Below are 22,129 nucleotides of genomic sequence, written 5' to 3'. Positions count from 1 at the left end.
TCTCCTTGGTCTCCGCCGCCACGGCGCCCGGCCCTCGGCCGCCGGTTCTCGGCGGGCGGGAAGGATGTGGTTAGAGGGGGGGCGTCGACAAGCAAAAGCCCCGAAAACGGCCCGCAGCGCAAGGTGAATGGTTTACATTTCCTGGTAAATTACTCACCTTCCGAAGGAGTTCCGGTGGCAGCATTCCTTGACACCCTCAACGGCATCATCTGGTCCCAGTGGCTGGTGTACCTGTGCCTCGGCGCGGGCGTGTACTTCACCGCCGCGACCCTGTTCATGCAGGTGCGGTGCATTCCGGACATGCTCAAGCAGCTGCGCGAGGGGGAGAGCTCAGAGGCCGGCATCTCCTCCTTCCAGTCCCTGATGATCTCCCTTGCGGGGCGGGTGGGCGTGGGCAACATCGCCGGCGTGGCCACCGCGATCGCCTTCGGCGGGCCGGGCGCGGTGTTCTGGATGTGGATCGTGGCGTTCCTCGGTTCCGCCACCTCGTACGTGGAGTGCTGCTTGGCGCAGATATATAAGGAGCGCGACCAGGACACGGGCGAGTACCGCGGCGGGCCTGCCTACTACATTGAGAAGGCGTACCGCCACACCGCGGCGCGCCCGTTCGCGCTGGGCTACGCCATCTTCTTTGCCATCTGCATGATCCTTGCCACGTCCTACTTCCTGCCCGGCATCCAGGCCAACGGCGTGGCCGCCGCCGTGGAGAACGCCTGGGGCGTGTCCACCTGGGTCTCCGCGGCGGTGATGGCGCTGCTGCTTGCCTTTATCATCATCGGCGGGGTAAAGCGCATTGCCAACTTCGCCTCCCTGGTGGTGCCGTTCATGGCGGTGATCTACATCATCATGGCCATTGTGATCATGGTGGCCAACGCCTCCGAGGTGCCGGACGTGTTCGCCATGATCTTCCGCTCCGCCTTTGACAAGGAGGCGGCGTTCTCCGGCATGCTCGGCGCGGCCATCATGTGGGGTGTCAAGCGCGGCATCTACTCCAACGAGGCGGGCCAGGGCACCGGCCCGCAGTCCGCCGCCGCGGCAGAGGTGTCCCACCCGGCCAAGCAGGGCTTTGTGCAGTCCTTCGCCGTGTACGTGGACACCCTCTTCGTCTGCACCGCCACCGCCTTCATCATCCTGTCCACGGACATGTACAAGGTCTTCGACGGCCAGTCCGAGGACGGGGCGGTGCGCTACGCCGGCTCGCTGCCCGACGGCGTGGCGGTCGGCCCCGGCTTCGTCCAGTCCGCGCTCGACTCCTTCGCCAGCGGCGTCGGCCCGTCCTTCGTGGCCCTGGCCATCATGTTCTTCGCCTTCACCACCGTGCTGGCCTACTACTACATGGCCGAGGTGAACTACGCCTTCCTCATGCGCTGGGTGCGTAACGACGCCGCCCGCCAGGTGATCAAGTGGGTGCTGCGCGGCCTGATCATCGTCTCCGTGGTGATCGGCGCGACCACCACCCCGGGCACCGCCTGGGCGCTGGGCGACATCGGCGTGGGCACCACCGCGTGGCTGAACATCCTGGCCATCCTGGTACTGCAGGTCCCCGCCATGAAGTGCCTGTGGGACTACCGCCGGCAGAAGAAGGCCGGGTGGGACCCGCAGTTCGACCCGGAGGCCCTAGGCATCAAGAACGCCGACTTCTGGGTGGAGCGCAAGCACCGCATGATCGAGGACGGCACGTGGCCGGGTGTGGAGGGCACCGCGATCATCCGATAAGCCCGGGAGGCGCGGGCGGGCGGCGCGGGAGGCGGAGGGAGAAAACCCCTACCGCAGGGAGGCGAAGAGCGCTTCCGCCGCGGCGTCGTCCCAGACCACCACGTTGCCCACCTCCGTGTCCACGAACTCGCCCACGGGGACGGTCACGGTGTCCATCCCGCCGCGCAGCGCGAGCGGGATGCGGGCGAGGTTCCAGATGTGGTCCCGGTGCCCGACCACGAACAGGGTGGGCACCGTCCATGCGAGCGGGACCAGCTTGAACGGGTTGAGCAGCGTTGACGGAGAGGTGACCTTGCCCATCAGCGCGCTGAGGAACTCGCGCTGGCGCTGCACGCGGTCCAGGTCGCCCTGGGCGGTGGCGCGCGTGCGCACGTATCCGAGGCCCGTTGCGCCGTCCATCACCTGGCAGCCGGGCTGCACGTTGAGGTTGGCCAGCGGGTCATCGATGGCCTCCGCCACGCAGATCTCCACGCCGCCCACGGCATCTACCGCGCTTGCGAGCCCGCCCATGCCGATCTCCGCGTAGCGGTCAATGTGCAGGCCGGTCGCGTTCTCCACCGTCTGCACCAACAGGGGCGGCCCGCCGTACGTGAAGGCGGCGTTGATCTTCTCGTAGCCCACGCCCGGCACGGCAACGTACGAGTCGCGCGGGATGGACATCAGGGTGGCCTTGCCCTTGCGCGGCAGGTGCAGCAGCATGATCGTGTCGGTGCGGGTGGAGCCGATGTCCCCGCCCGTGCCGAGGCGGTCGATCTCCTCCTGCGTCAGACCGGTGCGCGAGTCCGAGCCGACCAGCAGCCAGTTCGTGCCGGAAGTCTGCGCGATTTGCTCCGCGGGCATCGCCTGCACGCGCGTCAGGCGGGTGTCCGTGAACAGCGCCGCCGCGACCGAAAGCACAAGCAGGGTGATCAGCACCGCGGCGCAGCCTGGGGCTTTTGCTTGTCGACGCCCCCCTGCCCCCGCACCCCGCCGCGCCCGCACCCTGTCTCTTATACACGCTCTTATACACCTCCGACCTCACCCGCTGCGCTCGGTGCCCGCGACCGGCGCCGCCGGGCCCGGGGGCGCGGGGGGGGGGGGGGGCGGGGGGGGGGGGGGGGGGGGGGGGGCTCCCCCCCCCCCCCCCCCCCCCGCCCCCCGCCGCGCCCGCACCTGCATCGGCGGCTGCTGGTACTGCGGCTGCTGGTACTGCTGCGGCTGCTGGTACTGCTGCGGCTGCGCGGGACGCTGCGCCGGCGGTCGGTACTGCCGCTGGGGCTGCGGCTGCTGGTACTGCTGCCGCTGCGCGGGCCGCTGCGTCGGCTGCTGGCGGCGCTGCTCCTCTTGGCGCTGCTGGTGCGGCGTGCGCCGGGGCTGGTACCCGCCCTGCTGCGCGGGGGCGCGGCGGTGCACCGGCCGGCCGTAGCGGTCCACCAGCGGTTTTCCGTCCTTGCCCAGCACGTAATCCCCCAGGTTGTCCCGGGGGTCGTTGGAGTGCGGCGTGGTTGGCATGGGGGACAGTGTAAACCTCGGGCGCTAGATCCCCAGCCAGGAGAGGTCCAGCAGCGGGTAGGCGATGTAGGCCACCGCGTCGATGAGGAAGTGCGCCAGCACCAGCGGCCACACCCTGCCGGTTCGGTAGAAGTAGTAGGCGAAGACAACGCCCATCACGATGTTGCCCACACCCGCCGAGACGCCCTGGTACAGGTGGTAGGAGCCGCGCAGGACCGCCGACGCCGCGATGAACTGCCACGGCTTCCACCCCAGCTGCCGCAGCCGGGTGCACAGGTAGGCCACCACCACCAGCTCCTCGCCGAAGCCGTTAGCCAGCGCCCACAGCAGGGAAGTGGGGATCTGCACGGCGCTGGTCGCCGGCACCACCACCTTGGACAGGCCCAGGTGCACCGCCGCGACGTAGAACGCCAGCCCAGGCAGGCCGATCAGGGCGGCGAAGCCTGCGCCGCGGGCCAGGTCGCTCCACCGCGGCCCGCGCCACCGCTCGCCCAGGAGGTACCAGGCCAGCCCGCCCCAGGCGAAGAGGGTGAGCGCGGAGGTGGCCTGCAGCGCGAGGTCGAGCCAGTGCGTTTGGGACTGTGCGTCGACAAGCGTTGTGCTCTGCGTGTTCAGCGGCGCGCGCTGCAGCGAGTCCACCAGGCGCAGCGCGGCGCGGATGCCGGAGGTGCCGAAGGTGACAGCGAGGACCAGCAGGATCTCGGTAATCTGGCGGCGGCGCATGCGGTAACGCTACCGTGAACGCATGACACGCATCGCCTACCTGGGCCCCGCCGGCACGTTCACCGAGGAGGCCGCCCGCCGCTTCGCCCTGCCGGGGGCGGAGTACGTGCCCGTGGATTCGCCCGCGGCGGCGCTCGCGGCGGTGCGCGGCGGTAGCGCGGACGTGGCCGCGGTGGCCATCGAGAACTCCGTGGACGGGGCGGTGACCTCCACCTCCGACGCGCTTGTTGCGCCCGGCGCGCAGATCTTCGCCGAGACAGAGCTGGCAATCGCGTTCGCCGTCATGACGCGGCGGGGCTTTTCGCTTGGCGACGCAACCACACTCGCCACCCACCCCGTAGCCTTCCAGCAAGTCAAGGGGTGGATGGCGGAGCGCACCCCAGGCGTAAGGTTCGTGCCCGCCCCCTCGAACGCGGCGGCGGCGCAGATGGTGGCCGCCGGCGAGGCGGACGTGGCCGCGGCCCCGCTGCGTGCCGCCGAGCTGTTCGGCCTCGAAGTCCACGCCACCGGCGTCGCCGATGTGGACACCGCACGCACCCGGTTCGTCCTCGTGGGCCCGGAAGGCACGCCGCCGGCCCCGACGGGCGACGACCGCACCTCCGTGGTCTTCCAAACCCCGAACGAGCCGGGCGCGCTGGTGGCCATCCTGCAGGAGTTCGCCGAGCGCGGGGTGAACATGACGCGCATCGAGTCCCGCCCCACGCGCCGGGAGCCGAACACCTACAACTTCTTCGTGGACCTGGCCGGCCACGTCTCCGGCGCGGGCCCAGGCGCTGGCACCGGCACCGGATCGGTGGCGGACGCCCTCGACGCCGTGCGCGGGCGTGCCAGCTGGTACCGCTTCCTCGGCTCCTGGCCGCGCGCCTCCCGCCTGGATTAGCCCGAACTAGCTAGCCCCAGCCGAGCTCGTGCAGCTCGTGCTCCTCCAGCCCGAAGTAGTGGCCCACCTCGTGCAGGACGGTGACGGCCACCTCCTCGCGCAGCTCCTCCTCGTCCGCGCACATCGCCTCGAGCGCGTCCTTATATATGAACACCGCGTCGGGCAGGAAGCCGGTGTGGTTGGCGTGCTGCTCCGGCAGGGGCACGCCCTGGAACAGACCGAGCAGGGAGGGGTTGTCCTCGTTGAAGTCGCGCGCGAGGATCACCACGTTGGTCATGTGGCGCGCGAATTCGTCGGGGATGAGGTCGAGGGCGTCGTTGATCATGCCCTCGAAGGTTTCCTGGCTCACCGGCGACATCATCGCTCGAACCCGCCTTTCGCTACGGCGCCGGGCGCAGCGGCCGGCGGTCGGGGCGGGGGCTGGGCGTTATCTACCGCTGATGCTCACTTGCGCAGAGTGCGAGGAGGCGGACTACTGGATCAGCGGTAGGCGCAGGAAAGTGTGAGTGGTTGCTGAGTTAGTAACAGACGAGGGAAACGGCGGCATCCTCAGCGCGTAAGGTCGCCGGCGGCGTCAGATGTGTATAAGAGCCGGGCGTGGTCCAGAACGGCTGCAGCGCGATGCGGTACAGGTTCTCCTCCCCGCCGAGGTACTCCTGCGCGGCGGTGGTGCACACGTTGCCAAGGTAGCCGTCCTGCTCCTCCACGCTCGGCGTGTGGTCGGCGAACACCGGCGCGAGATCCACCTGCGCCGTCACCTCCATCTGGTGCGGCTGGCCGCAATCCGTGGGGGAGAGGGAGTTGGCGCTGTCCACCGCCAGGCACTGGCCCGGATCGAACAGCCGCGCCTGGTCCTGGTCCGCCACCTTGCCCGTGGTCAGGACCGGCTCTCCCGCGCGGTCCGTCTCCTGCAGGCCGCACAGCATGGTGCGGTCCCCGTCTGCCCACGCGCTCGCCGGCGGCAGGATGGGCGCGATGGAGTAGCGGCCGTTGGGGTCATACTTCCCGCCCAGGTAGCGCACCGTGCCCGCGCCGCACAACTCCTCGCGCAGCTGCGCCTGCCTAGTCTGGTTGGGCATCGGCGCGTCCGGCCCGAACTCCGAGGTGGGGTAGGTGCCCAGGTCCTCGCGCAGGCTCACCTCGAAGCGGTGGGGCGCGGCGCAATCCGCCTGCTCGAAGCTCGAGATCGTGCCGTCCTCCGCCACCTGCCAGGTCAGACACGAGCCCTGATCCGCCGTGGTGAAGGAGGGGGCCTTCTCAACCGTCTGGGTTTCTGCGGCCGACTCGGTATCCCCGCCCGCGTCCCCGGCCACCAGGCCGTACGACCCCGCGCCCACCGCACCGGCGAGCGCCGCGATCAGCATGGCGCGCGTCGCGGTGTGCCGGGCCACCGCCTTCGGGCGCGGCGCGGCCTGGGTCGCCGCGGGTGCTGGGGGCGCTGCGGGCTCGTCGGGGGCTGCGGGTGCTGCGGGGGCTGCCATGCGGGACAGATTACCCCGCCTCGCGCGACACCCGGCCCCGCAGGCGGTAGCGGTCCGTGCGGTAGAGGGAGGTGCAGTACTCCACCGGGGCGGCTGGCGTTGCGCTGGCCGTGCCGGCAGTGCCGGCCGTGCCGGCCGTGCTGGCTAGGCGCACCACCTGCAGCAGCGGCGCGCCGGGCTCGACCAGCAGCAGCTCGGCCTCCTCTGGACAGGCGGCAAGCGCCGCCACCGTCTGCTCGGCTTGGGCAACGACCACCCCGTACGCCTCCTCCAGCACCCGGTACACCGAGTGCTCCAGGTCGCGCTCCAGCAGGCCGGGGGCCAGGGCGGCGTTGTACCAGGCATCATCCACGCCGTACGGCTCCCCACCGCCGAGGCGCAGGCGGCGCAGGTGGATGTGTGGGCCCGCCGTGCCGAAGAACGCGGCGGCTGCGGGCGGTGCGGGTTCCACCGCTGCCTCGAGCACTCGGGCGGAGGCCTCTACCTCGTGGCCGCGCATCTCGTCTGAGAGGCTGGCCAGGTGGATGCCGCCGACGAGCGGGGGAGGGGCCACGAAGGTGCCCTTGCCGCGCACACGCGTGAGCTTGCCTGCGGCAACTAGGTCCCCGATGGCGCGCCGCACCGTGATCCGGGAGACGCCGAACTCCTCCTCTAGGGCGCGCTCGCCCGGCAGGGGGTCCCCTGGCTTCAGCTCGCCCGCGACGCGGCGCTCGAGGATCTCGCGCAGCTGGGCGTGCTTCGGCTGCGGGCCGTCGGTGATCCCGTCGGTGATCATGACCCCGATTTTACTGCGCCCTGCCCGCTGCTGGTTATGACCAGTCATGCGGCATGTGCCGTGTGGGGCCAGCCGGTAGAGTGATGAGGCGTGATTGATCTCAAGAGTGTTCGCGAAAACCCGGATGTCGTCCGTGCCTCCCAGGCGGCCCGCGGGGAGGATCCCTCCCTGGTGGACCAGCTACTGGCCGCGGACGAGACGCGCCGCCAGGCTATCCAGGCCGCGGACGAGCTGCGCGGCGAACAGAAGGCCTTTGGCAAGAAGATCGGCCAGGCCGCCCCGGAGGACCGCCCCGCGCTGCTCGAGGGATCAAACGAGCTCAAGGCCCGCGTGAAGGATGCCGAGGCGAAGCAGGCCGAGGCGGAAGCTGAGGTTGCCCGCCTGCAGGTGGCCATCCCCAACCCCATCGTCGGCGCGCCGGCGGGCGGCGAGGAAGACTTTGTGGTGCTCGAGCACGTGGGCGAGATCCCCGAGTTCGACTTCGAGGTCAAGGACCACCTGGATCTGGGTGAGGCGCTGGGCATCATCGACATGATGCGTGGCACGAAGGTCGGCGGCGCGCGCTTCTACTACCTCGTGGGCGACGGCGCCTGGATGCAGTTGGGCATGCTCATGCTCGCCGCGCAGAAGGCGCGCGAGGCTGGCTTCAAGGTGATGATCCCGCCGGTGCTGGTGCGCCCCGAGATCATGGCCGGCACCGGGTTCCTCGACCAGCACGACGAGGAGATCTACTACCTGGAGCGCGACGAGCTGTACCTCGTGGGCACCTCCGAGGTGGCCCTAGCTGGCTACCACCGGGACGAGATCATCGATCTGAGCGACGGCCCGCTGCTCTACGCGGGGTGGTCCAGCTGCTTCCGTCGGGAAGCCGGCTCCTATGGCAAGGACACGAAGGGCATCCTGCGCGTCCACCAGTTCGACAAACTGGAAATGTTTGCCTACTGCAAGCCGGAGGACGCAGAGGAGATGCACCAGAAGCTCCTCGGCCTCGAGCGCGAGATGCTCGGCCTGGTCGAGGTGCCCTACCGCGTGATCGACGTGGCGGCGGGCGACCTCGGCTCCTCCGCCGCCCGCAAATTCGACACCGAGGCGTGGGTGCCGTCGCAGAACACCTACCGCGAGCTGACGTCCACGTCGAACTGCACCACCTTCCAGGCCCGCCGCCTGAACACCCGCTACCGCGACGCGGACGGCAAGACCCAGACCGCGGCCACCCTCAACGGCACGCTGGCCACCACCCGCTGGCTGGTGGCCATCCTGGAGAACCACCAGCAGGCGGACGGCTCCGTGGTGGTGCCCGAGGCGCTGCGCCCGTGGGTGGGGAAGGACGTGCTGACGCCGTAATGGAAACGCGCCGGTACCGCGGCTTCACCGTCCCGCGGCTGTTCAAAGAGATCAGCGTCAACCAGGAAGAGGCCGCAGAGCGCTTCTACCAGCGCAGCATCGCCTCGATCCGGCGCATCCTGCAGGCGTTGCGCATCGACGTCACCGTGGTCGGCGCGGAGAACATCCCGGCCACTGGCGGCGCGCTGATCGCCGGCAACCACACCGGGTACCTGGACTTCGCACTGATGGGCGTGGGCCCGCACATCCGTGGCAAGCGCCTCGTGCGCTTCATGGCCAAGCAATCCGTGTTCGAGGTGCCGGTGCTCGGCGTGATCCTGCGCAAGATGAACCACGTGCCGGTGGACCGCTCCAAGGGCGCATCATCCGTCTCCACCGCGGTGGCGATGCTGCGCAGCGGCAACCTCGTGGGCATCTTCCCCGAGGGCACCATCTCCCGCTCCTTCGAGTTGGCACACTTCAAAACCGGCGCGGCGCGCATCGCCCACGCCGCGGAAGTACCCCTGATCCCCATGGTCACGTGGGGTTCCCAGCGCGTGTGGACGAAGGATCTGCCCAAGCGCCTCCACCACGTGCCCGTGATCATCCACTACGGCGAGCCGGTCCAGCTCACCGGAGACGCGGAGGCGGACACCGCCGAGCTGAAGGCCCAGATGCAATTGCTTCTCGACGCAGCCCGGGACGAATACGCCCAGGCCCACGGCCCCTTCGGCGCCGAGGCGTGGCTGCCGCGCTCCATGGGCGGGACGGCGCCCACCGTGGAGGAGGCCGAGGAGCTGTACCGGCTGGAGAAGGAGGCCAGGGCGGCGCGGAAACGGGAGCGTCGATAAGCAACATGCCCCCCAAACTGATTGTCAGCGACATCGACGGCACCTTCCTCAACCCGCAGGGCCGGGTCACCGCGCGGCTGCGCGACGCGGTGCTGCGGGCCGTGGACGCGGGGGCCCACTTCGGCCTGGCCACCGGGCGGCCGCACCGCTGGCTGATCCCGGTGCTGGATCAGCTGCCGCTCGCGCCGGTGTGCGTGTGCGCGAACGGCGCGGTGATCTACGACCCGGCGGCCGACACCGTGCTGCACGCATTCGAGCTTGCGCCCGACACGATGCGTGACGTGGTGGCGTCGGTGGATCGCGCGCTGGCCGGCGTGCCGCACGGCTACGGCGTGGAGCGGGTGGGCCAGAGCGCGCTCGACCCCGAGGAGGAGTGCTTCCTGGTCACGCCCGAGTACAACCCGGACGCCTGGGACGCGCGCTTCGGCGTGGTGGAGGTAGCGGAGTTGGTGGCGGTTCCGGCTGCGAAACTGCTGGTCAGATGCGAATCCATGATGGCGGCCGAGATGCTCGACCTGATCGCTCCCGTGGTGGATCCCGCCGACGCGCACGTAACGTACTCCATGGACGAGGGGCTGATCGAGATCTCCCAGCCAGGCGTGAACAAGGCCGCCGGTGTGTCGCGTCTGGCCGCCCGGTACGGGGTCGAGGCCGGCGACGTGGTCGCGTTCGGAGACATGCCCAATGACCTGGAGATGCTTGCCTGGGCCGGCCTCGGCGTGGCCATGGGCAACGCATCGCCCGTGCTGCTCGACGCCGCCGACCACGTCACGGCCACCAACGACGCGGACGGCGTCGCGGTGGTTCTCGAGCGCTGGTTCTAGCTTTCAGGCGAAACGCTTCCGGAGGGCTTCGAGCCATTCCCTTCGCGTTTCGGTGAGCCGGTTGGCCATCTGTCGGGTTCCCGGGTGCGCGTCGATGAGCCGCTGCAGGTGGCCGATAAACGCGTCGCCCCTCGCCTGCTCCCACCCGGCCCGGTAAAACACGCCGCCGAGGTTCTGCAATTGCTTCTCCCTGAACCGTTCCACGTCTATCGCGTTTGCGACATGACCAGCTGTCCCGCTGGTTTTTTCCGCCCCGTCCGCCTCGATAACGATGAACCCGTTGAGGAGCGCATCTGCCCACGCCACCGTCGGGGTTCCATACGCATCCTCGATCTTGAAACCCACCTGGAACTCGATCGAGTGCACGCCCCGGAGTCGGCCGTCCGCGATGGCGCGCAGGAGCCTGTCGCGAACGATGGTTTCGAGCACGCTTTCCGACGTATCCCCCGAGAACCCGATCAGTTCCCGGAATTGCCGCAACCCTTTCGCTTGTGGCAACAGGGCGGTCTGCTCCAGCAGGTACCCCGCGGTTAGCTTTGGGTGCTGCCACCTGGCGGACTCGAGCTGCACCAGGGCCTCCATTCGCCCGTAGTACCTGTAGGAGTCGAATATCGTTCTCACCGCAATGGCGGTTCGCAGTCCCTGGTATACGCAGTATTCCTTGGGGCGGATGACCCCGCCGCGGTAGATCCTGTCCGGGTACGCCTTTCCCCAGGTCCTCGCGTTTCCCGGTAAGGCGAGGTCGACCCGGGCGACCCACCCGAGTGTGGAGAGGCCCAGCCACCTGGCTCCCGCCGGCCCAGTGATCACAGCTGTTTTACATTTCCCCGCAACGTCGCGAATGAGCGCGAGCTCAGCCTCGCGCTTTGTTTGATTGTCCCCCATGCGGACAGTTGTACCGTGTCCCGCCAGTTGCCGCCGAGTGAGTGCGGGTGCGCGGCGCCTGTGTCGGGGCATCGGGCACCGGTTGTGTGCTAGCAGGAGGAATGTCTGCTAGCGATGGGCGTCAGCTGCTAGCACGCAACGAAATCGCCGCAGAGTTTGCCCAGGTCATAGCTTTACATAACGGCGAAATGGGCGTTGTCTGCTAGCGGGGCACTAGCAGACAACGATCGAACTAGCGCGAGGCCGCCTGCACGCAGCGGGAATCCCGCACGCGCCACCTTCAGCGCCGCGGCGCCCCGCCCGTAGAATCACCCGCATGCCGCTTCTCGCCGCCATCGACCAGGGCACCACCTCCACCCGCGTCTTCATCACCGACGCCGACGGCGCGGTTGTCTCCCAGGCCCAGTTCGAGCACGCGCAGCATATGCCCCGGCAGGGTTGGGTGGAGCACGACCCAGTGGAGATCTGGCGCAACACCCGCAAGGCGCTGGTGGCGGCGCTGGCTGACAAGGACATCAGCGAGCAGGACATCGCGGCGCTGGGTATCTCCAACCAGCGCGAGACCGCGGTGATCTGGGACAAGCGGACGGGCAAGCCGGTCTACAACGCCATCGTGTGGCAGGACACCCGCACCAACCACGGCGGGGACCCGGCGAAGTATCTGCACCGGACGGGGCTGCTGCACAACTCGTACCCGGCCGGGCCGAAGTGGGCGTGGATCCTGGACAACGTGGCGGGCGCGCGGGAGCGAGCGGAGCGCGGCGAGCTTTTGGCCGGAACCATCGACACGTGGCTGATTTGGAACCTCACCGGCGGCGGGAAGGACCCGGCCAACGCGCTGCACCTGACCGACGTGACCAACGCCAGCCGCACCCTGCTGATGGATCTGCGCACGCTGGAGTGGGACGAGGAGCTGTGCCGGGAGCTCGGTGTTCCGGTGGGGATTCTGCCTGAAATCCGGCCGTCGATAGGCGAGTTCGGACGCATCCGGCGCCGCGGACCCCTCGGCGGCATCCCGATCACGGGGGTGCTGGGGGACCAGCAGGCGGCGCTGTTCGGGCAGCAGTGCCTGGGCGAGAACGACGCGAAGATGACGTACGGCACCGGCCTGTTCATGCTGCTCAACACGGGCACCACCCCGCGGATCAGCGACACGGGCATGCTCACCACCGTGGCGTACCAGCGCGAGGGGGAGGCGCCGGTGTACGCGCAGGAGGGCTCGGTGGCGGTGGGCGGCTCGCTGATCCAGTGGCTGCGGGACCAGCTGGGCATCCTGCGCACCGCGGAGGAGTCGGAATCGCTGGCGGCGCAGGTGCCTGATTCGGGCGGGGTGACCATCGTCCCGGCGTTCTCGGGCCTGTTCGCGCCGCGGTGGCGCCCGGACGCGCGCGGCATCATCTGCGGGCTGACGCGGTTTGTGGATCGGCGCCACATCGCCCGCGCGGCACTCGAGGCCACGTGCCTGCAAACGCTGGAGGTGGTGCGCGCGATGGGCGGCGACCCTAACCAGCTGAAGGTGGACGGCGGCATGACCAGCAACAACCTGCTGATGCAGATGCAGGCGGACATCCTGGGCATCGATGTGGTGCGCCCCGCCAACATCGAGACGACGGTGATGGGCGCCGCCTCCGCCGCCGCGATGGGCATTTCGCTTATCGACGCTCCCCTCGACCTCGGCGCCACCACCACCTTCCAAAGCAAAATGGCCGGCCCCGACAGGGACCGGCTCATCGCGCGGTGGGAGGACGCCGTGGCCCGCGCCCTCGAACAGGCCTAAGCGCTAGTTGGTGATGATGTTCACCGTCTTCGTGGAGGGCGTGAACACGATCGCGCCGCCCTCGAAGGTCATGCGGATCTCGCCGTCCTTCGCCTCGATGGCCTGGGACGTGGGCATGCCCAGCGGCCCGAGGTCCAGGCCTTGCTGCAGCCAGGCGTCCGCGATCTCGCCCGCCAGGGCGTAGATCTCGCCCTTGGCGTCCTTCACGCCGAGGCCGCCGGCGTAGAACACGAGCTCTTGGCCGCCGATGCCGGAGACCGCGCCCACGACCTCGCCGAGGGAGGGCTCGAGGCGCTTCCACGCGTCCGCCGCCTTCGCGCCGCCGGCCAGCTGCAGGGCCGGCCCCACGAGGGGGGTGATGTCCTTGACCGTCAGCCCGCTGATGATCTCGGTGCCCGCGACGTTCTTGATCTGGTTGTCGAAGTAGCCCTTGCTGAACGCCCAGATCAGCACCACACCTGCCAGGGTGCCGGCGGCGGTGGCGATGGCCACCTTGTCGCCGGAGGCGATGCCGGAGATGGCGTTGCTCAGGCTCGCCGCGGCGGTGGCCGCAGTGTTGGTCCCGGCGCCGGCGCCCGGGGTCACCGCGGTGGTGATGCCGTTCGGGTTCACGATGTTGGTGAGCCGGGGTACGGAGGGGTTAGCCACGCCGCGGATGCCGCGCACGGCGTTGTACTTGATGGCGGCGGCGGCGCGGATGTCGCCCATGCGCGCGTAGAGGTTGTCGCCGGGGCACTGGTTGTAGTGGAAGTCGCGGTGCGCGTTGATGTTGGGGAACATCGCGCCCTGGCCTCGCGCGTACTTTGAACCCTCGAAGTCGAACTCGGCGCGGTGGTAGCTGTAGCCCATCGGGTCGAAGCCCGCCACGGCGGCCTTCCAGCCGATGATCTGGCCCAGCGCGGCGATCGCGGCGGGGGGGGGCTGGGGGGGTTGGGAGTTGCCCAGCACGGACACGCCCCCGGGGGTCTGGTTGAAGCCGCCCCCGTGGGCGCCCTGCACCGCGCGGTCCAGGCCGCCCGCGCGGCCCTCGTAGATGTTGCCGTACTTGTCCACCATCGCGTTGTAGCCCACGTCGCCCCACCCGAGGTCCTTGGCGTGGTAGGCCCAGATGCCGCGGACGATGCCGGGGGCCTGGGCCTCGCTGTAGTCGTTCGCGCCCGCGGTGTGGTGGACCGTGGCCGCCGTCACCGGCTCGGTGTAGGTGGGGTTGTTGCTGCGGCCCGCGCCCCACTGCGCGCGCGTGATCACCCTCGGCATGCTCGCGGTGTACGAGTCCGCCACGGGTTTGATCGTGCCGTTGGTGGTGCCGGTGCCGCCGTCGAGGAAGACGGCCTCGATGTCGCGCGCGGTGGTGGCCGCGCCAGCTTGCGCGCGGCCGCCCTCCAAAAGGTCCACGTTGCCGGTGGAGACCTGGACGCGCTTGGTGGGCCCGACGTAGATCGGCTCGGTGCCGAACTTGGTGGCGCCGGCAGGCGGGTCGGTCTGGTCCATCAGGTACCAGGGGGACCAGGAGCCGTCGGCGTGCTGGGCGCGGACGTAGGCCACGATGTCGCGGTCGCCCGCCCAGGTGAGCCCGACCATGGAGAACTCGCGGTCGCGGGTGAACTCCTTGACCACGCGGCGCTCGTCGCCCTCGCCCTGGGACTTTACGGCGGCGTCATCCACCACCACGTTGGCGCCGTCGGCGAACGAGCCGGTGGCGGAGTAGACCTCCATGTCGGCCGGGGCGGCGGACTGGACCTGGAGGATCCGGCGTCCGCCGAACGCGGCGGCGGCCACCATGGCCACGGCGAGGATCGCGGCCAGCATCGGGTACGCGCGGGTGGGCGCGCTGTTGAGGCGTTGGCGTTGTTGCACGTCAGTACTCCTGTGGCAATTGTGAAGACAGTTAACTGATGTGGAGGATACCTGAACCTCAAGTTTAAAGTCAGGCTTTAGGGTTCGGCGTGTCGCTCCGCCGACCGTCGGCAAGCAGCTATGCAAAAATGACCGCATGACATATGACCTCATCGTTGTTGGATCCGGCTTCTTCGGCCTCACGGTTGCGGAGCAGGCCGCAAGCGAGCTGGGCAAGCGCGTGCTGGTGGTGGAGGCCCGCAGCCACATCGGCGGCAACGCCTACAGCGAGAAGGACCCGGAAACCGGCATCGAGGTGCACAAGTACGGCGCGCACCTCTTCCACACCTCCAACGAGCGCGTGTGGGAGTACGTCAACCGGTTCACCGATTTCACCGATTACCAGCACCGCGTCTTTGCCATGCACGACGGCACGGCCTACCAGTTCCCCATGGGCCTCGGCCTGATTAACCAGTTCTTCGGCCGCTACTACTCGCCCGACGAGGCCCGCGCGCTGATCGCCGAGCAAACCGAGGGGCTCGATCCGGCCGCCGCCACCAACCTGGAGGAGCGCGGCATCGCGCTGATTGGCAAGCCGCTCTACGAGGCCTTTGTCAAGCACTACACCGCCAAGCAATGGCAGACCGACCCCACGGACCTGCCGCCGGAGATCATCTCGCGCCTGCCGGTGCGCTACACCTTCAACAACCGCTACTTCAACGACACGCACGAGGGGCTGCCGGTTGATGGGTACGCCGCGTGGCTCGAGCGCATGGCGGAGCATGAGCTTATCGACGTTCGCCTCGACACAGACTGGTTCGACGCGGCCGCCACCATCCGCGCCGAGAACCCGGACGCCCCGGTGGTCTACACCGGCCCCCTCGACCGCTACTTCGGCTACTCGGAGGGTCGCCTGGGCTGGCGCACCCTCGACTTCGAGCAGGAAGTGCTGGCAACCGGCGACTTCCAGGGCACCCCGGTGATGAACTACAACGACGCCGACGTGCCATACACGCGCATCCACGAGTTCCGCCACTTCCACCCGGAGCGCGCCGAGTACCCGGCCGACAAGACGGTGATTGTGAAGGAGTACTCCCGCTTCGCCGGCGAGGACGACGAGGTCTACTACCCCATCAACACGCCCGAGGACCGCCAGAAGCTCGAGGCGTACCGGCGCCTGGCCGCGGCCGAGTCGGAGGAGAACAAGGTGCTCTTCGGCGGCCGTTTGGGCACCTACCAGTACCTGGACATGCACATGGCCATCGGCGCGGCGCTGTCCCTGTTCGACAACCACCTGCGCCCGTACTTTGAGGCCGGCGAGCCGATCTCGCAGCCGCGCGGGCACTAGGCGCGCGGGGGCGAGGGTATAGCGAAAATGGCAGCTCCGGCCATCCGGTCGAGTTTTAAACAACTCAAAACAACGGGTCTGACCTGTGTCGATTCGAGAATCCCGGGTGGGGTTTGGTCGCGAGTTGTTTCAGAGTTGTTTCAAACAACTTGTAAACAACCTTTGTTAATCTGAGTCCATGCTCGATTCAGGTTATGGGGGTGTGGAGGAAGCGCTGTCGGCAATTGAGGCCGGAGATAGCGCTGACAGCTGGGAATCTCAGGTGCTGGATTTCAAAGAAGATCCAGCTGTCCATCCGATGAATGGGAATCCCGATGCAAGCCTTGTGGAATTTCTTGTAGATGAGGTTATTTGTTTCTCCAATGCCGACGGTGGTGTCGCCTACATCGTCCTCGGCGTTAATGACAAGAAAGCGGGCCCTGCTGCGTTCACCGGCACTGATCGTTCATGTGACTGGTTAGTAGGAAAGATCTACAGCAAGACGCAGCCTCATATCCAAGTTGAAGCTTTTGAGATCGAGCGCTGCGGTAAGCGCTTGATTGCCTTGCGCATCCCAAGGGGGATGGCGCTGTATCAACGCTCCAAAGGTCAGGCAAGTAGACGCGTCGGAAAAAATTGCGTCCCTTTGGGGGAGGATGAACGTCGCAGTATTCACCTGTCTCGTTCGAACCCTGACCTGAGCGCTACTGCGTCTCGACGGGGCCCTGAGGATCTTGACCTCCAGGCGATCGAGCAGGCTAAAACCCTCCTTGTCAACCGGAAGCATGCCCTGGGTGATGATTCACCTGTGCCTCAGACGGGGCTTGAACTCTGCAGTGAGTTGGGATTGCTTACGGTGGACGGCGCGCTGACATTGGCGGCGGAAATCCTCTTCATGCGGCCACTGCATAACCGGACGGTTGTGAGGCATCTGCTCCGCGACGTGCCGAGTGGCGATCCAAAAGCAACTGAGATCTCCGCACCGTTGATTACCGCCTCGGACCAGCTTCGTGCGCTGATTAAAGCTCACACGTCGCAGGAGATTGCGCGAGTGCAACTCCCGAACGGCCAAGAGTTTCCCATTCCGGCGTTTCCGGCGACCGCGGTAGACGAAACTATCTCCAACGCATTCGCCCACCGCGACTGGGGAGCGACCACCGCAATCGTAGTTGACCAGTCTCCGACCAGCCTGACTGTGTGGTCTCCCGGAGGCCTCCCCGTAGGTGTGCCCGAGGAGAGAATTCTGACCACCCAATCGATTCCCCGAAACCCGATTCTGATGGGTGCATTGCGGCAGCTGGGGCTCGCAGAAGAATCTTCGCGAGGCTTCGATCGCATGTGGGTCTCTATGCTCGCCAGTGGTAGGCAAACCCCCAGCCTGAAGGCCGATGGGCCGTTTGTCGAGGTCACGTTGCCTGCTGGAAACGTCGATTCGGCGTTCATTAAGTCTCTGTATCTGCTACGTGCTGAATTCGGTGAGGCGATTTTCAATAGCCTGAATGGTCTTTTGGTGGCACGTCATCTAGCGAACCATCAGATTTTGATGACGTCCACAGCAGCCCGACTCATGCAAGTCTCGGAAGCGCAAGCCCACGAGACGTTGGGATGGTACGCAAACCAAGGCTTCCTGGAATCATTGAGAGACGCACCTGAATGGATACTGTCCGCTCGCGCGCGGCAGGCCTTTGAGGGGAACGGTTCCACTGCGAGTGCATTAGTGACTACAGAGGACTGGATCGTTGCTCAGTTGCGCGAAGGGAAGTCTGTGAACGCTCGTGAAGTTGCGAATGAACTTGGCGTAGAGCGTGAATCCGTGAGTCGAATCCTGCGCCACCTTCGGGATCTGGGCAAAGCGAACATCGCCGACGGCAGTCCGACTCGAGGTCCAAGTGTCCGCTGGGTTTCCAAATAAACAACTCAAAACAACTCGAAGTTACTGGGTTGAGCTGCGTCGATGAGCTGGTTTCGGAGAAAAATTTTCAGGGAGTTTTTTCGGAGTTGTTTTATACAACTTTGGCTAGGCACGCGGGACCGGGTCGACGAGCGTTGAGACGAGTCGGAAAACTCAGGCGAAGTACTCAGGCGAAGTTCCATGAGTTCGGCTGATCGGCGAGAAGCGAAAGCCCCCTAATATGTACACCCGTGGGAACATTCATTGCGCTGATCGGCCTGCTATTGGCCACCGTCCTTGTCGCCGCGATCGGTGAGCGAACCGGGCTGCCCTGGCCCGCGCTGCTGACGATTGCGGTGGCGCCAGTGATTTTCATCCCCGGGATCGACACGGTCACAATCGCGCCGGAACTGATCCTGCCGTTCTTCCTGCCGCCGCTTCTGTGGTCGCTCGCGCGACGCACGTCCTGGGGCATGATCCGGTCCCAGCTCAGCGTGGTCATCACCATGTCCGTGATCCTGGTGTTCCTCACCACGGCGGCGCTCGCATCCACGGCGATGTGGCTGATGCCGGGCCTGGGGCTCGCCGGTGCGATCGTGCTCGGCGCCGCCATCGCCCCGCCGGACCCGGTGGCGGTGGACGCCGTGGCGGGCCCCGCCGGCATTCCCAAGCGCATCACCGGCACCCTGCAAACCGAGGGCCTGTTCAACGACGCCGCCTCCATTGTCACTTTCAACGTGGCGCTGGCCGCGGCCGTTTCCAACGGCGACATCGACTTCGGCCACGGCTTCCTCGAGCTCCTCTACGCGGCCGCGGCGGCCGTGATCCTGGGCATCGTGGTGGGGCGCCTCGCCGCGCTGTTTGCCAACTCCGTGCCGGACTCGGTGATCCGCACCGCCTTCACCTGGGTCATCCCGTTTGCTATTTACGCGGGTGCGGAGGCCATCGAGGCCTCCGGCGTCATCGCCATCGTCATTGCTGCGGTGGAGATGTCCTCGCGCTCCACCATGAGCGCCGAGGACCGCCTGACCGGCCACTTCTTCTGGGAAACGGTGGAGATGCTGTTCACGGGTGTGGCCTTCGGGCTGATCGGCATGAGCGTTCGCGACGCCGCCAACACCGCCGGCACCCACATCTGGCAGGCCGTGAAGATCGGGGTGGTGCTGTCGCTGGTGGCCTTCGCAGTGCGCTTCGCCTGGATGTGGGTGCTGTGCAAGGTGAACCAGAGCAAGGGCCGCACCAACGTGTCGCCGTTGCGCCTCCAGGAAGTGCTCCTCATGGCCTGGTCCGGTATGCGCGGCCTGGTCACGCTGGCTCTGGTGCTGTCCATCCCGCCGGCGGCGACCCACTACCACTACGAGCTCTCCGTCATCGCCCTGACAGTGCTCACCTGCACCATGGTTATCCCCGGCCTGCTGCTGCCCTGGCTGGTGGGCAAGCTGGACCTGCAGTCCGGCCCCGACGCCGACGCCGACAAGGCCTATGAGGAGCTCAACCAGCGCGCTTACGCCGCCGCCCGCAAGGCCGTGCAGGAGGAGGCGGACGAGTTTGTCCCCGAGGCCTACGCCATGGTGCAGGAGTGGTTCGACTCCATTGCCGAACGTCGCATGCAGGACCCCGAGGGCTCCAAGGAGCGCAAGGAGCAGTTCCTCCGCGCCCGCGCCGGCGCCGCGAAGATGCAGGAGATCGCCCTGCGCGCCGCCAGCCGGGAGCTGCAGCGGGCGCGCCGGGAGCGCACGTACAACCCCGCCGACGTGGACGCCGTGCTCGCCGACCTAGACAAGCTGATCATGGCGCGCGAGCGCGGGGCCCTGGCCAGCCCCAGCCAGATGGTGAAGTGGGACGGCGAGAGCTAGCGGTTAAAGCTGTCGCGGTAAGCGCTGTCCCAATCGAAGCCGTCCGCCGGGTCCGCGCCGGGGCTGGGGCTGTAGCCGAGCGGGTCGCCGTCCCGGTCCGGGGCCTGGATGCCGCGCAGTAGGAACACGGCTCCCGCCACCGCGGCGAAGACGGCGATGAACACGGCCGTCGCGCCCGTGAGGAAGTAGAGCGAGGCCGCGCCGAGGATGATCAGCGCGGCGCCGAGGGCGTAATCCCGGCCGGATGTGCTGCGTTGATTATTCATGTGGCCGAGTATGCCCGAAACGGCGGCCGCGGTCGGGCCCGGTCCGGGTGGTTGGGGCAGTGGCGGGGCCTGGGTATGCCTGGGCGGCCATGAATTTTAAAAGATTTTTCACCCTCCTGGGCTTTTGGTGCCCCCGTCCACGGATTTTTGAAAATCGTCGGCCAGGGAGGTGGCGGGGCGCCCCGGCCAGCGCCCCGGCGCCCCGGCGGCCTACGCCTTCTCCAGCACCGCGGCCATGCCCTGGCCGCCGCCGATGCACATGGTCACCAGCGCGCGCTTCGCGTCGGTGCGGGCCATTTCGTGCGCGGCGGTGACCACCATGCGAGCGCCGGTCGCGCCGACGGGGTGGCCGAGCGAGATGCCGGAGCCGACGGGGTTCACACGCGGGTCGTCCTCGGAGATGCCCCACGCGTCCAGCACGGCCAAGGCCTGGGCGGCGAAGGCCTCGTTGAGCTCGATCAGGTCGATGTCATCCAGCGTGAGCCCGAGGCGGCCGAGCACCTTCTCGGTGGCGGTCACGGGGCCGATGCCCATCGTCTCGGGCGCAACGCCGGACACGGCCCAGCCACGCAGCACGGCCATCGGGGTGAGCCCCAGCTCGGCGGCCTTCGCGCGGGTGGTCACGATCATGGCGGCGGCCCCGTCGTTCTGGCCGGAGGCGTTGCCGGCGGTCACGCTGGCGCCTTTGACCTTCATCACCGGCCGCAGCTTGGCCAGCTGTTCCTCGGTGGTGCCGGGGCGGATGTGCTCGTCCTTGTCCACAACCACCGGGTCGCCTTTGCGCTGCGGCACCTCCACGGGCACGATCTCGGCGGCGAAGTCGCCGGCCTCCTGCGCGGCCGCGGCGCGGCGGTGCGACTCCGCGGCCAGCTTGTCCTGGCGCTCGCGGGAAACCGAGTACTCCTCGCGCAAGTTCTCGGCGGTCTCGATCATGCCGCCGGGGATCGGGTGGTGCTTGCCGCCGGCCTTCTCGCGGCCCTCCTGCAGGCGGTCGACGAACTGCATGGTGCCGCCCTTGGCGCCCCAGCGGATCTTGCCGTCCACGGTGTACTCGGTGTTGGACATGGATTCCGCGCCGCCGGCGATGATCACGTCCGCGGCGCCGGCGGCGACGTGCGCCGCGGCCGTGGCCACCGCCTGCAGGCCGGAGCCGCAGCGCCGGTCCAGCTGCATGCCGGGTACGCTCACGCCGCCCTCGCCGAGCTGGTTGTCCAGCGAGACGACGCGGCCCAGCGCGGGTGCGGCGCCGTTCGGGCCGGCCTGGCCGAAGATGACGTCGTCGATCGCGGCCGTGTCGATGCCGGACTCCTCGATTACGGCGCTGACCACGGCCCCGGCCAGGTCCTGCACGGGCACGCCGACGAAGGCGCCGCCGTAGCGGCCTACCGCGGTGCGCTTGGGGTTGCAGATAACAATGTCTGTTGCGTTCTCAGTCACGGTGTTCTCCTTATAAGTTGGCGGTTTCCACGTCGCGCGTGATCGCGCGCGCCGTTGCCTGTAGCGGGGGCAGGAGCTTGTCGACGACATCTTCCAGCCCGTATCCCGCCACCGGGGCCGACACATTGACGGCCGCGACGGTCTCGCCCGCGGCGTTGGTGATGGGGCAGGCCACGGAGCGCAGCCCCAGCTCCAGCTCTTGGTCGATCACGTTGTACCCGTTCCGCCGCGCGTCGCGGACGATGCCGGTGAGCGTGGGTGCGTCGTGCACGGTGAGCGGGGTGACGGGGGCGAGCGGCACCGAGGCGAGGTAGGCCTCAAGCTCGGCGTCGGGCAGGCCGGCCAGCAGTACGCGGCCCATCGCCGTGGCGTAGGCGGGGAAGCGGGCGCCGATGGGGATGTTCACGCTCATGATGCGGTTGGCGGCGGCGCGGGCCACGTAGACCACGTCCGGGCCGTCGAGCACGGAGACCGAGCAGGACTCGTTGAGCTCGTGCGACAGGGCCTCGAGGTGCGGCTGCGCTATGGCGGGCAGCCCCAGGCTGGAGAGGTAAGAGAAGCCGAGTTCGAGGGTTTTGGGGGTGAGCCAGAACAGGGTGCCGTCGGTAAGCGCAAAGCCCTCGCTGATGAGGGTGTGCAAGAAGCGCCTGGTGGTGGCGCGGGGCAGGCCGGTGGCCTCCGCCACTTGCGCGAGGGTTTGGCGGGGGCGGTCGGCGTCGAACGCGCGGATCACGGCGAGGCCCCGGCTGAGGCTCTGTACGAGTTGCACGTCACGTTCGGTCATGGGTGT

The 22,129-nt window shown here is 68.0% G+C and carries 18 protein-coding genes and 1 pseudogene; 9 read left to right on the top strand and 10 right to left on the bottom strand.

Annotated features, from left to right (window positions below):
* Positions 1–174: 174 nt before the first annotated feature.
* The gene (locus BN4252_RS06660) at positions 175–1,716 is read left to right on the top strand and encodes an alanine/glycine:cation symporter family protein (RefSeq protein ID WP_066527950.1); all 1,542 of its coding nucleotides are present in this window, start codon (positions 175–177) and stop codon (positions 1,714–1,716) included.
* Positions 1,717–1,764: 48 nt separating this feature from the next.
* Here BN4252_RS06660 and BN4252_RS11675 read toward each other — a convergent pair.
* Both BN4252_RS11675 and BN4252_RS06645 read right to left on the bottom strand, forming a co-directional pair.
* Positions 1,765–2,664: pseudogene (locus tag BN4252_RS11675) on the bottom strand (LCP family protein); the annotation flags it as partial.
* Between the two features lie 567 nt (positions 2,665–3,231).
* The gene (locus BN4252_RS06645) at positions 3,232–3,930 is read right to left on the bottom strand and encodes a CPBP family intramembrane glutamic endopeptidase (protein WP_066527934.1); all 699 of its coding nucleotides are present in this window, start codon (positions 3,928–3,930) and stop codon (positions 3,232–3,234) included.
* Between the two features lie 22 nt (positions 3,931–3,952).
* On the opposite strand from BN4252_RS06645, the gene pheA reads away from it, so the two are divergent.
* Positions 3,953–4,810: a prephenate dehydratase gene (pheA, locus tag BN4252_RS06640; RefSeq protein ID WP_066527931.1), complete on the top strand. Its 858-nt coding sequence runs from the start codon at positions 3,953–3,955 to the stop codon at positions 4,808–4,810.
* Between the two features lie 10 nt (positions 4,811–4,820).
* On the opposite strand, the gene BN4252_RS06635 is transcribed toward pheA, so the two are convergent.
* The 3 genes from BN4252_RS06635 to BN4252_RS06625 all read right to left on the bottom strand — a co-directional run bounded on the left by BN4252_RS06635 (position 4,821) and on the right by BN4252_RS06625 (position 7,066).
* Positions 4,821–5,168 carry a metallopeptidase family protein gene (locus BN4252_RS06635; protein WP_066529253.1) on the bottom strand — a complete coding sequence of 116 codons (348 nt, stop codon included), beginning with the start codon at positions 5,166–5,168 and terminating at the stop codon, positions 4,821–4,823.
* Between the two features lie 160 nt (positions 5,169–5,328).
* The gene (locus BN4252_RS06630) at positions 5,329–6,291 is read right to left on the bottom strand and encodes a septum formation family protein (protein ID WP_230208591.1); all 963 of its coding nucleotides are present in this window, start codon (positions 6,289–6,291) and stop codon (positions 5,329–5,331) included.
* Between the two features lie 10 nt (positions 6,292–6,301).
* Positions 6,302–7,066 (bottom strand): GntR family transcriptional regulator, encoded by a 765-nt coding sequence (locus BN4252_RS06625; RefSeq protein WP_066527925.1) that lies wholly within the window; start codon positions 7,064–7,066, stop codon positions 6,302–6,304.
* Positions 7,067–7,156: 90 nt separating this feature from the next.
* Between BN4252_RS06625 and serS the strand changes: the two genes are divergently transcribed.
* The 3 genes from serS to BN4252_RS06610 are packed head-to-tail and all read left to right on the top strand — an operon-like array spanning position 7,157 to position 10,064.
* Complete coding sequence (gene serS / locus BN4252_RS06620) at positions 7,157–8,410, top strand: serine--tRNA ligase (protein WP_066527919.1); 1,254 nt, start codon at positions 7,157–7,159, stop codon at positions 8,408–8,410.
* Entirely contained in the window at positions 8,410–9,240 is an 831-nt protein-coding gene (locus tag BN4252_RS06615; RefSeq protein WP_066527916.1) for a lysophospholipid acyltransferase family protein, read from the top strand. The genes serS and BN4252_RS06615 overlap by 1 nt, the downstream gene beginning before the upstream one ends.
* Positions 9,241–9,245: 5 nt before the next feature.
* The gene (locus BN4252_RS06610) at positions 9,246–10,064 is read left to right on the top strand and encodes an HAD family hydrolase (RefSeq protein ID WP_066527915.1); all 819 of its coding nucleotides are present in this window, start codon (positions 9,246–9,248) and stop codon (positions 10,062–10,064) included.
* Between the two features lie 3 nt (positions 10,065–10,067).
* On the opposite strand, the gene BN4252_RS06605 is transcribed toward BN4252_RS06610, so the two are convergent.
* A complete protein-coding gene (locus BN4252_RS06605) occupies positions 10,068–10,949 on the bottom strand; it encodes a hypothetical protein (protein WP_066527913.1) in 882 nt (293 codons plus the stop codon).
* A gap of 316 nt (positions 10,950–11,265) precedes the next feature.
* Here BN4252_RS06605 and glpK point away from each other — a divergent pair, with 316 nt between their 5' ends.
* Positions 11,266–12,726 carry a glycerol kinase GlpK gene (gene glpK, locus BN4252_RS06600; protein ID WP_066527912.1) on the top strand — a complete coding sequence of 487 codons (1,461 nt, stop codon included), beginning with the start codon at positions 11,266–11,268 and terminating at the stop codon, positions 12,724–12,726.
* A gap of 3 nt (positions 12,727–12,729) precedes the next feature.
* Here the strand turns inward: glpK and BN4252_RS06595 are convergent, their stop codons facing one another.
* Positions 12,730–14,583 carry an N-acetylmuramoyl-L-alanine amidase gene (locus tag BN4252_RS06595; protein WP_066527910.1) on the bottom strand — a complete coding sequence of 618 codons (1,854 nt, stop codon included), beginning with the start codon at positions 14,581–14,583 and terminating at the stop codon, positions 12,730–12,732.
* 136 nt (positions 14,584–14,719) lie between these two features.
* Here BN4252_RS06595 and glf point away from each other — a divergent pair, with 136 nt between their 5' ends.
* The 3 genes from glf (at position 14,720) to BN4252_RS06580 (ending at position 19,636) form a co-directional block, all read left to right on the top strand.
* The gene (gene glf, locus BN4252_RS06590; RefSeq protein WP_066527908.1) at positions 14,720–15,910 is read left to right on the top strand and encodes a UDP-galactopyranose mutase; all 1,191 of its coding nucleotides are present in this window, start codon (positions 14,720–14,722) and stop codon (positions 15,908–15,910) included.
* A 178-nt stretch (positions 15,911–16,088) separates the two neighbouring features.
* Positions 16,089–17,801, top strand: coding sequence for an RNA-binding domain-containing protein (locus tag BN4252_RS06585; RefSeq protein ID WP_078056809.1), 1,713 nt, complete (start codon positions 16,089–16,091; stop codon positions 17,799–17,801).
* A 230-nt stretch (positions 17,802–18,031) separates the two neighbouring features.
* A complete protein-coding gene (locus BN4252_RS06580; RefSeq protein WP_066527902.1) occupies positions 18,032–19,636 on the top strand; it encodes a cation:proton antiporter in 1,605 nt (534 codons plus the stop codon).
* On the opposite strand, the gene BN4252_RS06575 is transcribed toward BN4252_RS06580, so the two are convergent.
* The 3 genes from BN4252_RS06575 to BN4252_RS06565 all read right to left on the bottom strand — a co-directional run bounded on the left by BN4252_RS06575 (position 19,633) and on the right by BN4252_RS06565 (position 22,123).
* Entirely contained in the window at positions 19,633–19,902 is a 270-nt protein-coding gene (locus tag BN4252_RS06575) for a hypothetical protein (protein WP_066527896.1), read from the bottom strand. The two genes, BN4252_RS06580 and BN4252_RS06575, sit on opposite strands and share 4 nt — an antisense overlap.
* A 210-nt stretch (positions 19,903–20,112) precedes the next feature.
* Positions 20,113–21,339, bottom strand: coding sequence for an acetyl-CoA C-acetyltransferase (locus BN4252_RS06570; RefSeq protein WP_066527895.1), 1,227 nt, complete (start codon positions 21,337–21,339; stop codon positions 20,113–20,115).
* A 10-nt stretch (positions 21,340–21,349) separates the two neighbouring features.
* Positions 21,350–22,123 (bottom strand): IclR family transcriptional regulator domain-containing protein, encoded by a 774-nt coding sequence (locus BN4252_RS06565; RefSeq protein WP_066527893.1) that lies wholly within the window; start codon positions 22,121–22,123, stop codon positions 21,350–21,352.
* Positions 22,124–22,129: the final 6 nt, after the last annotated feature.

The sequence above is a fragment of the Corynebacterium bouchesdurhonense genome, from assembly GCF_900078305.2.
Taxonomy (GTDB): domain Bacteria; phylum Actinomycetota; class Actinomycetes; order Mycobacteriales; family Mycobacteriaceae; genus Corynebacterium; species Corynebacterium bouchesdurhonense.
Note: the sequence above shows the minus strand (reverse complement) of the source record. Positions and strands in the feature narration are given on the sequence as shown.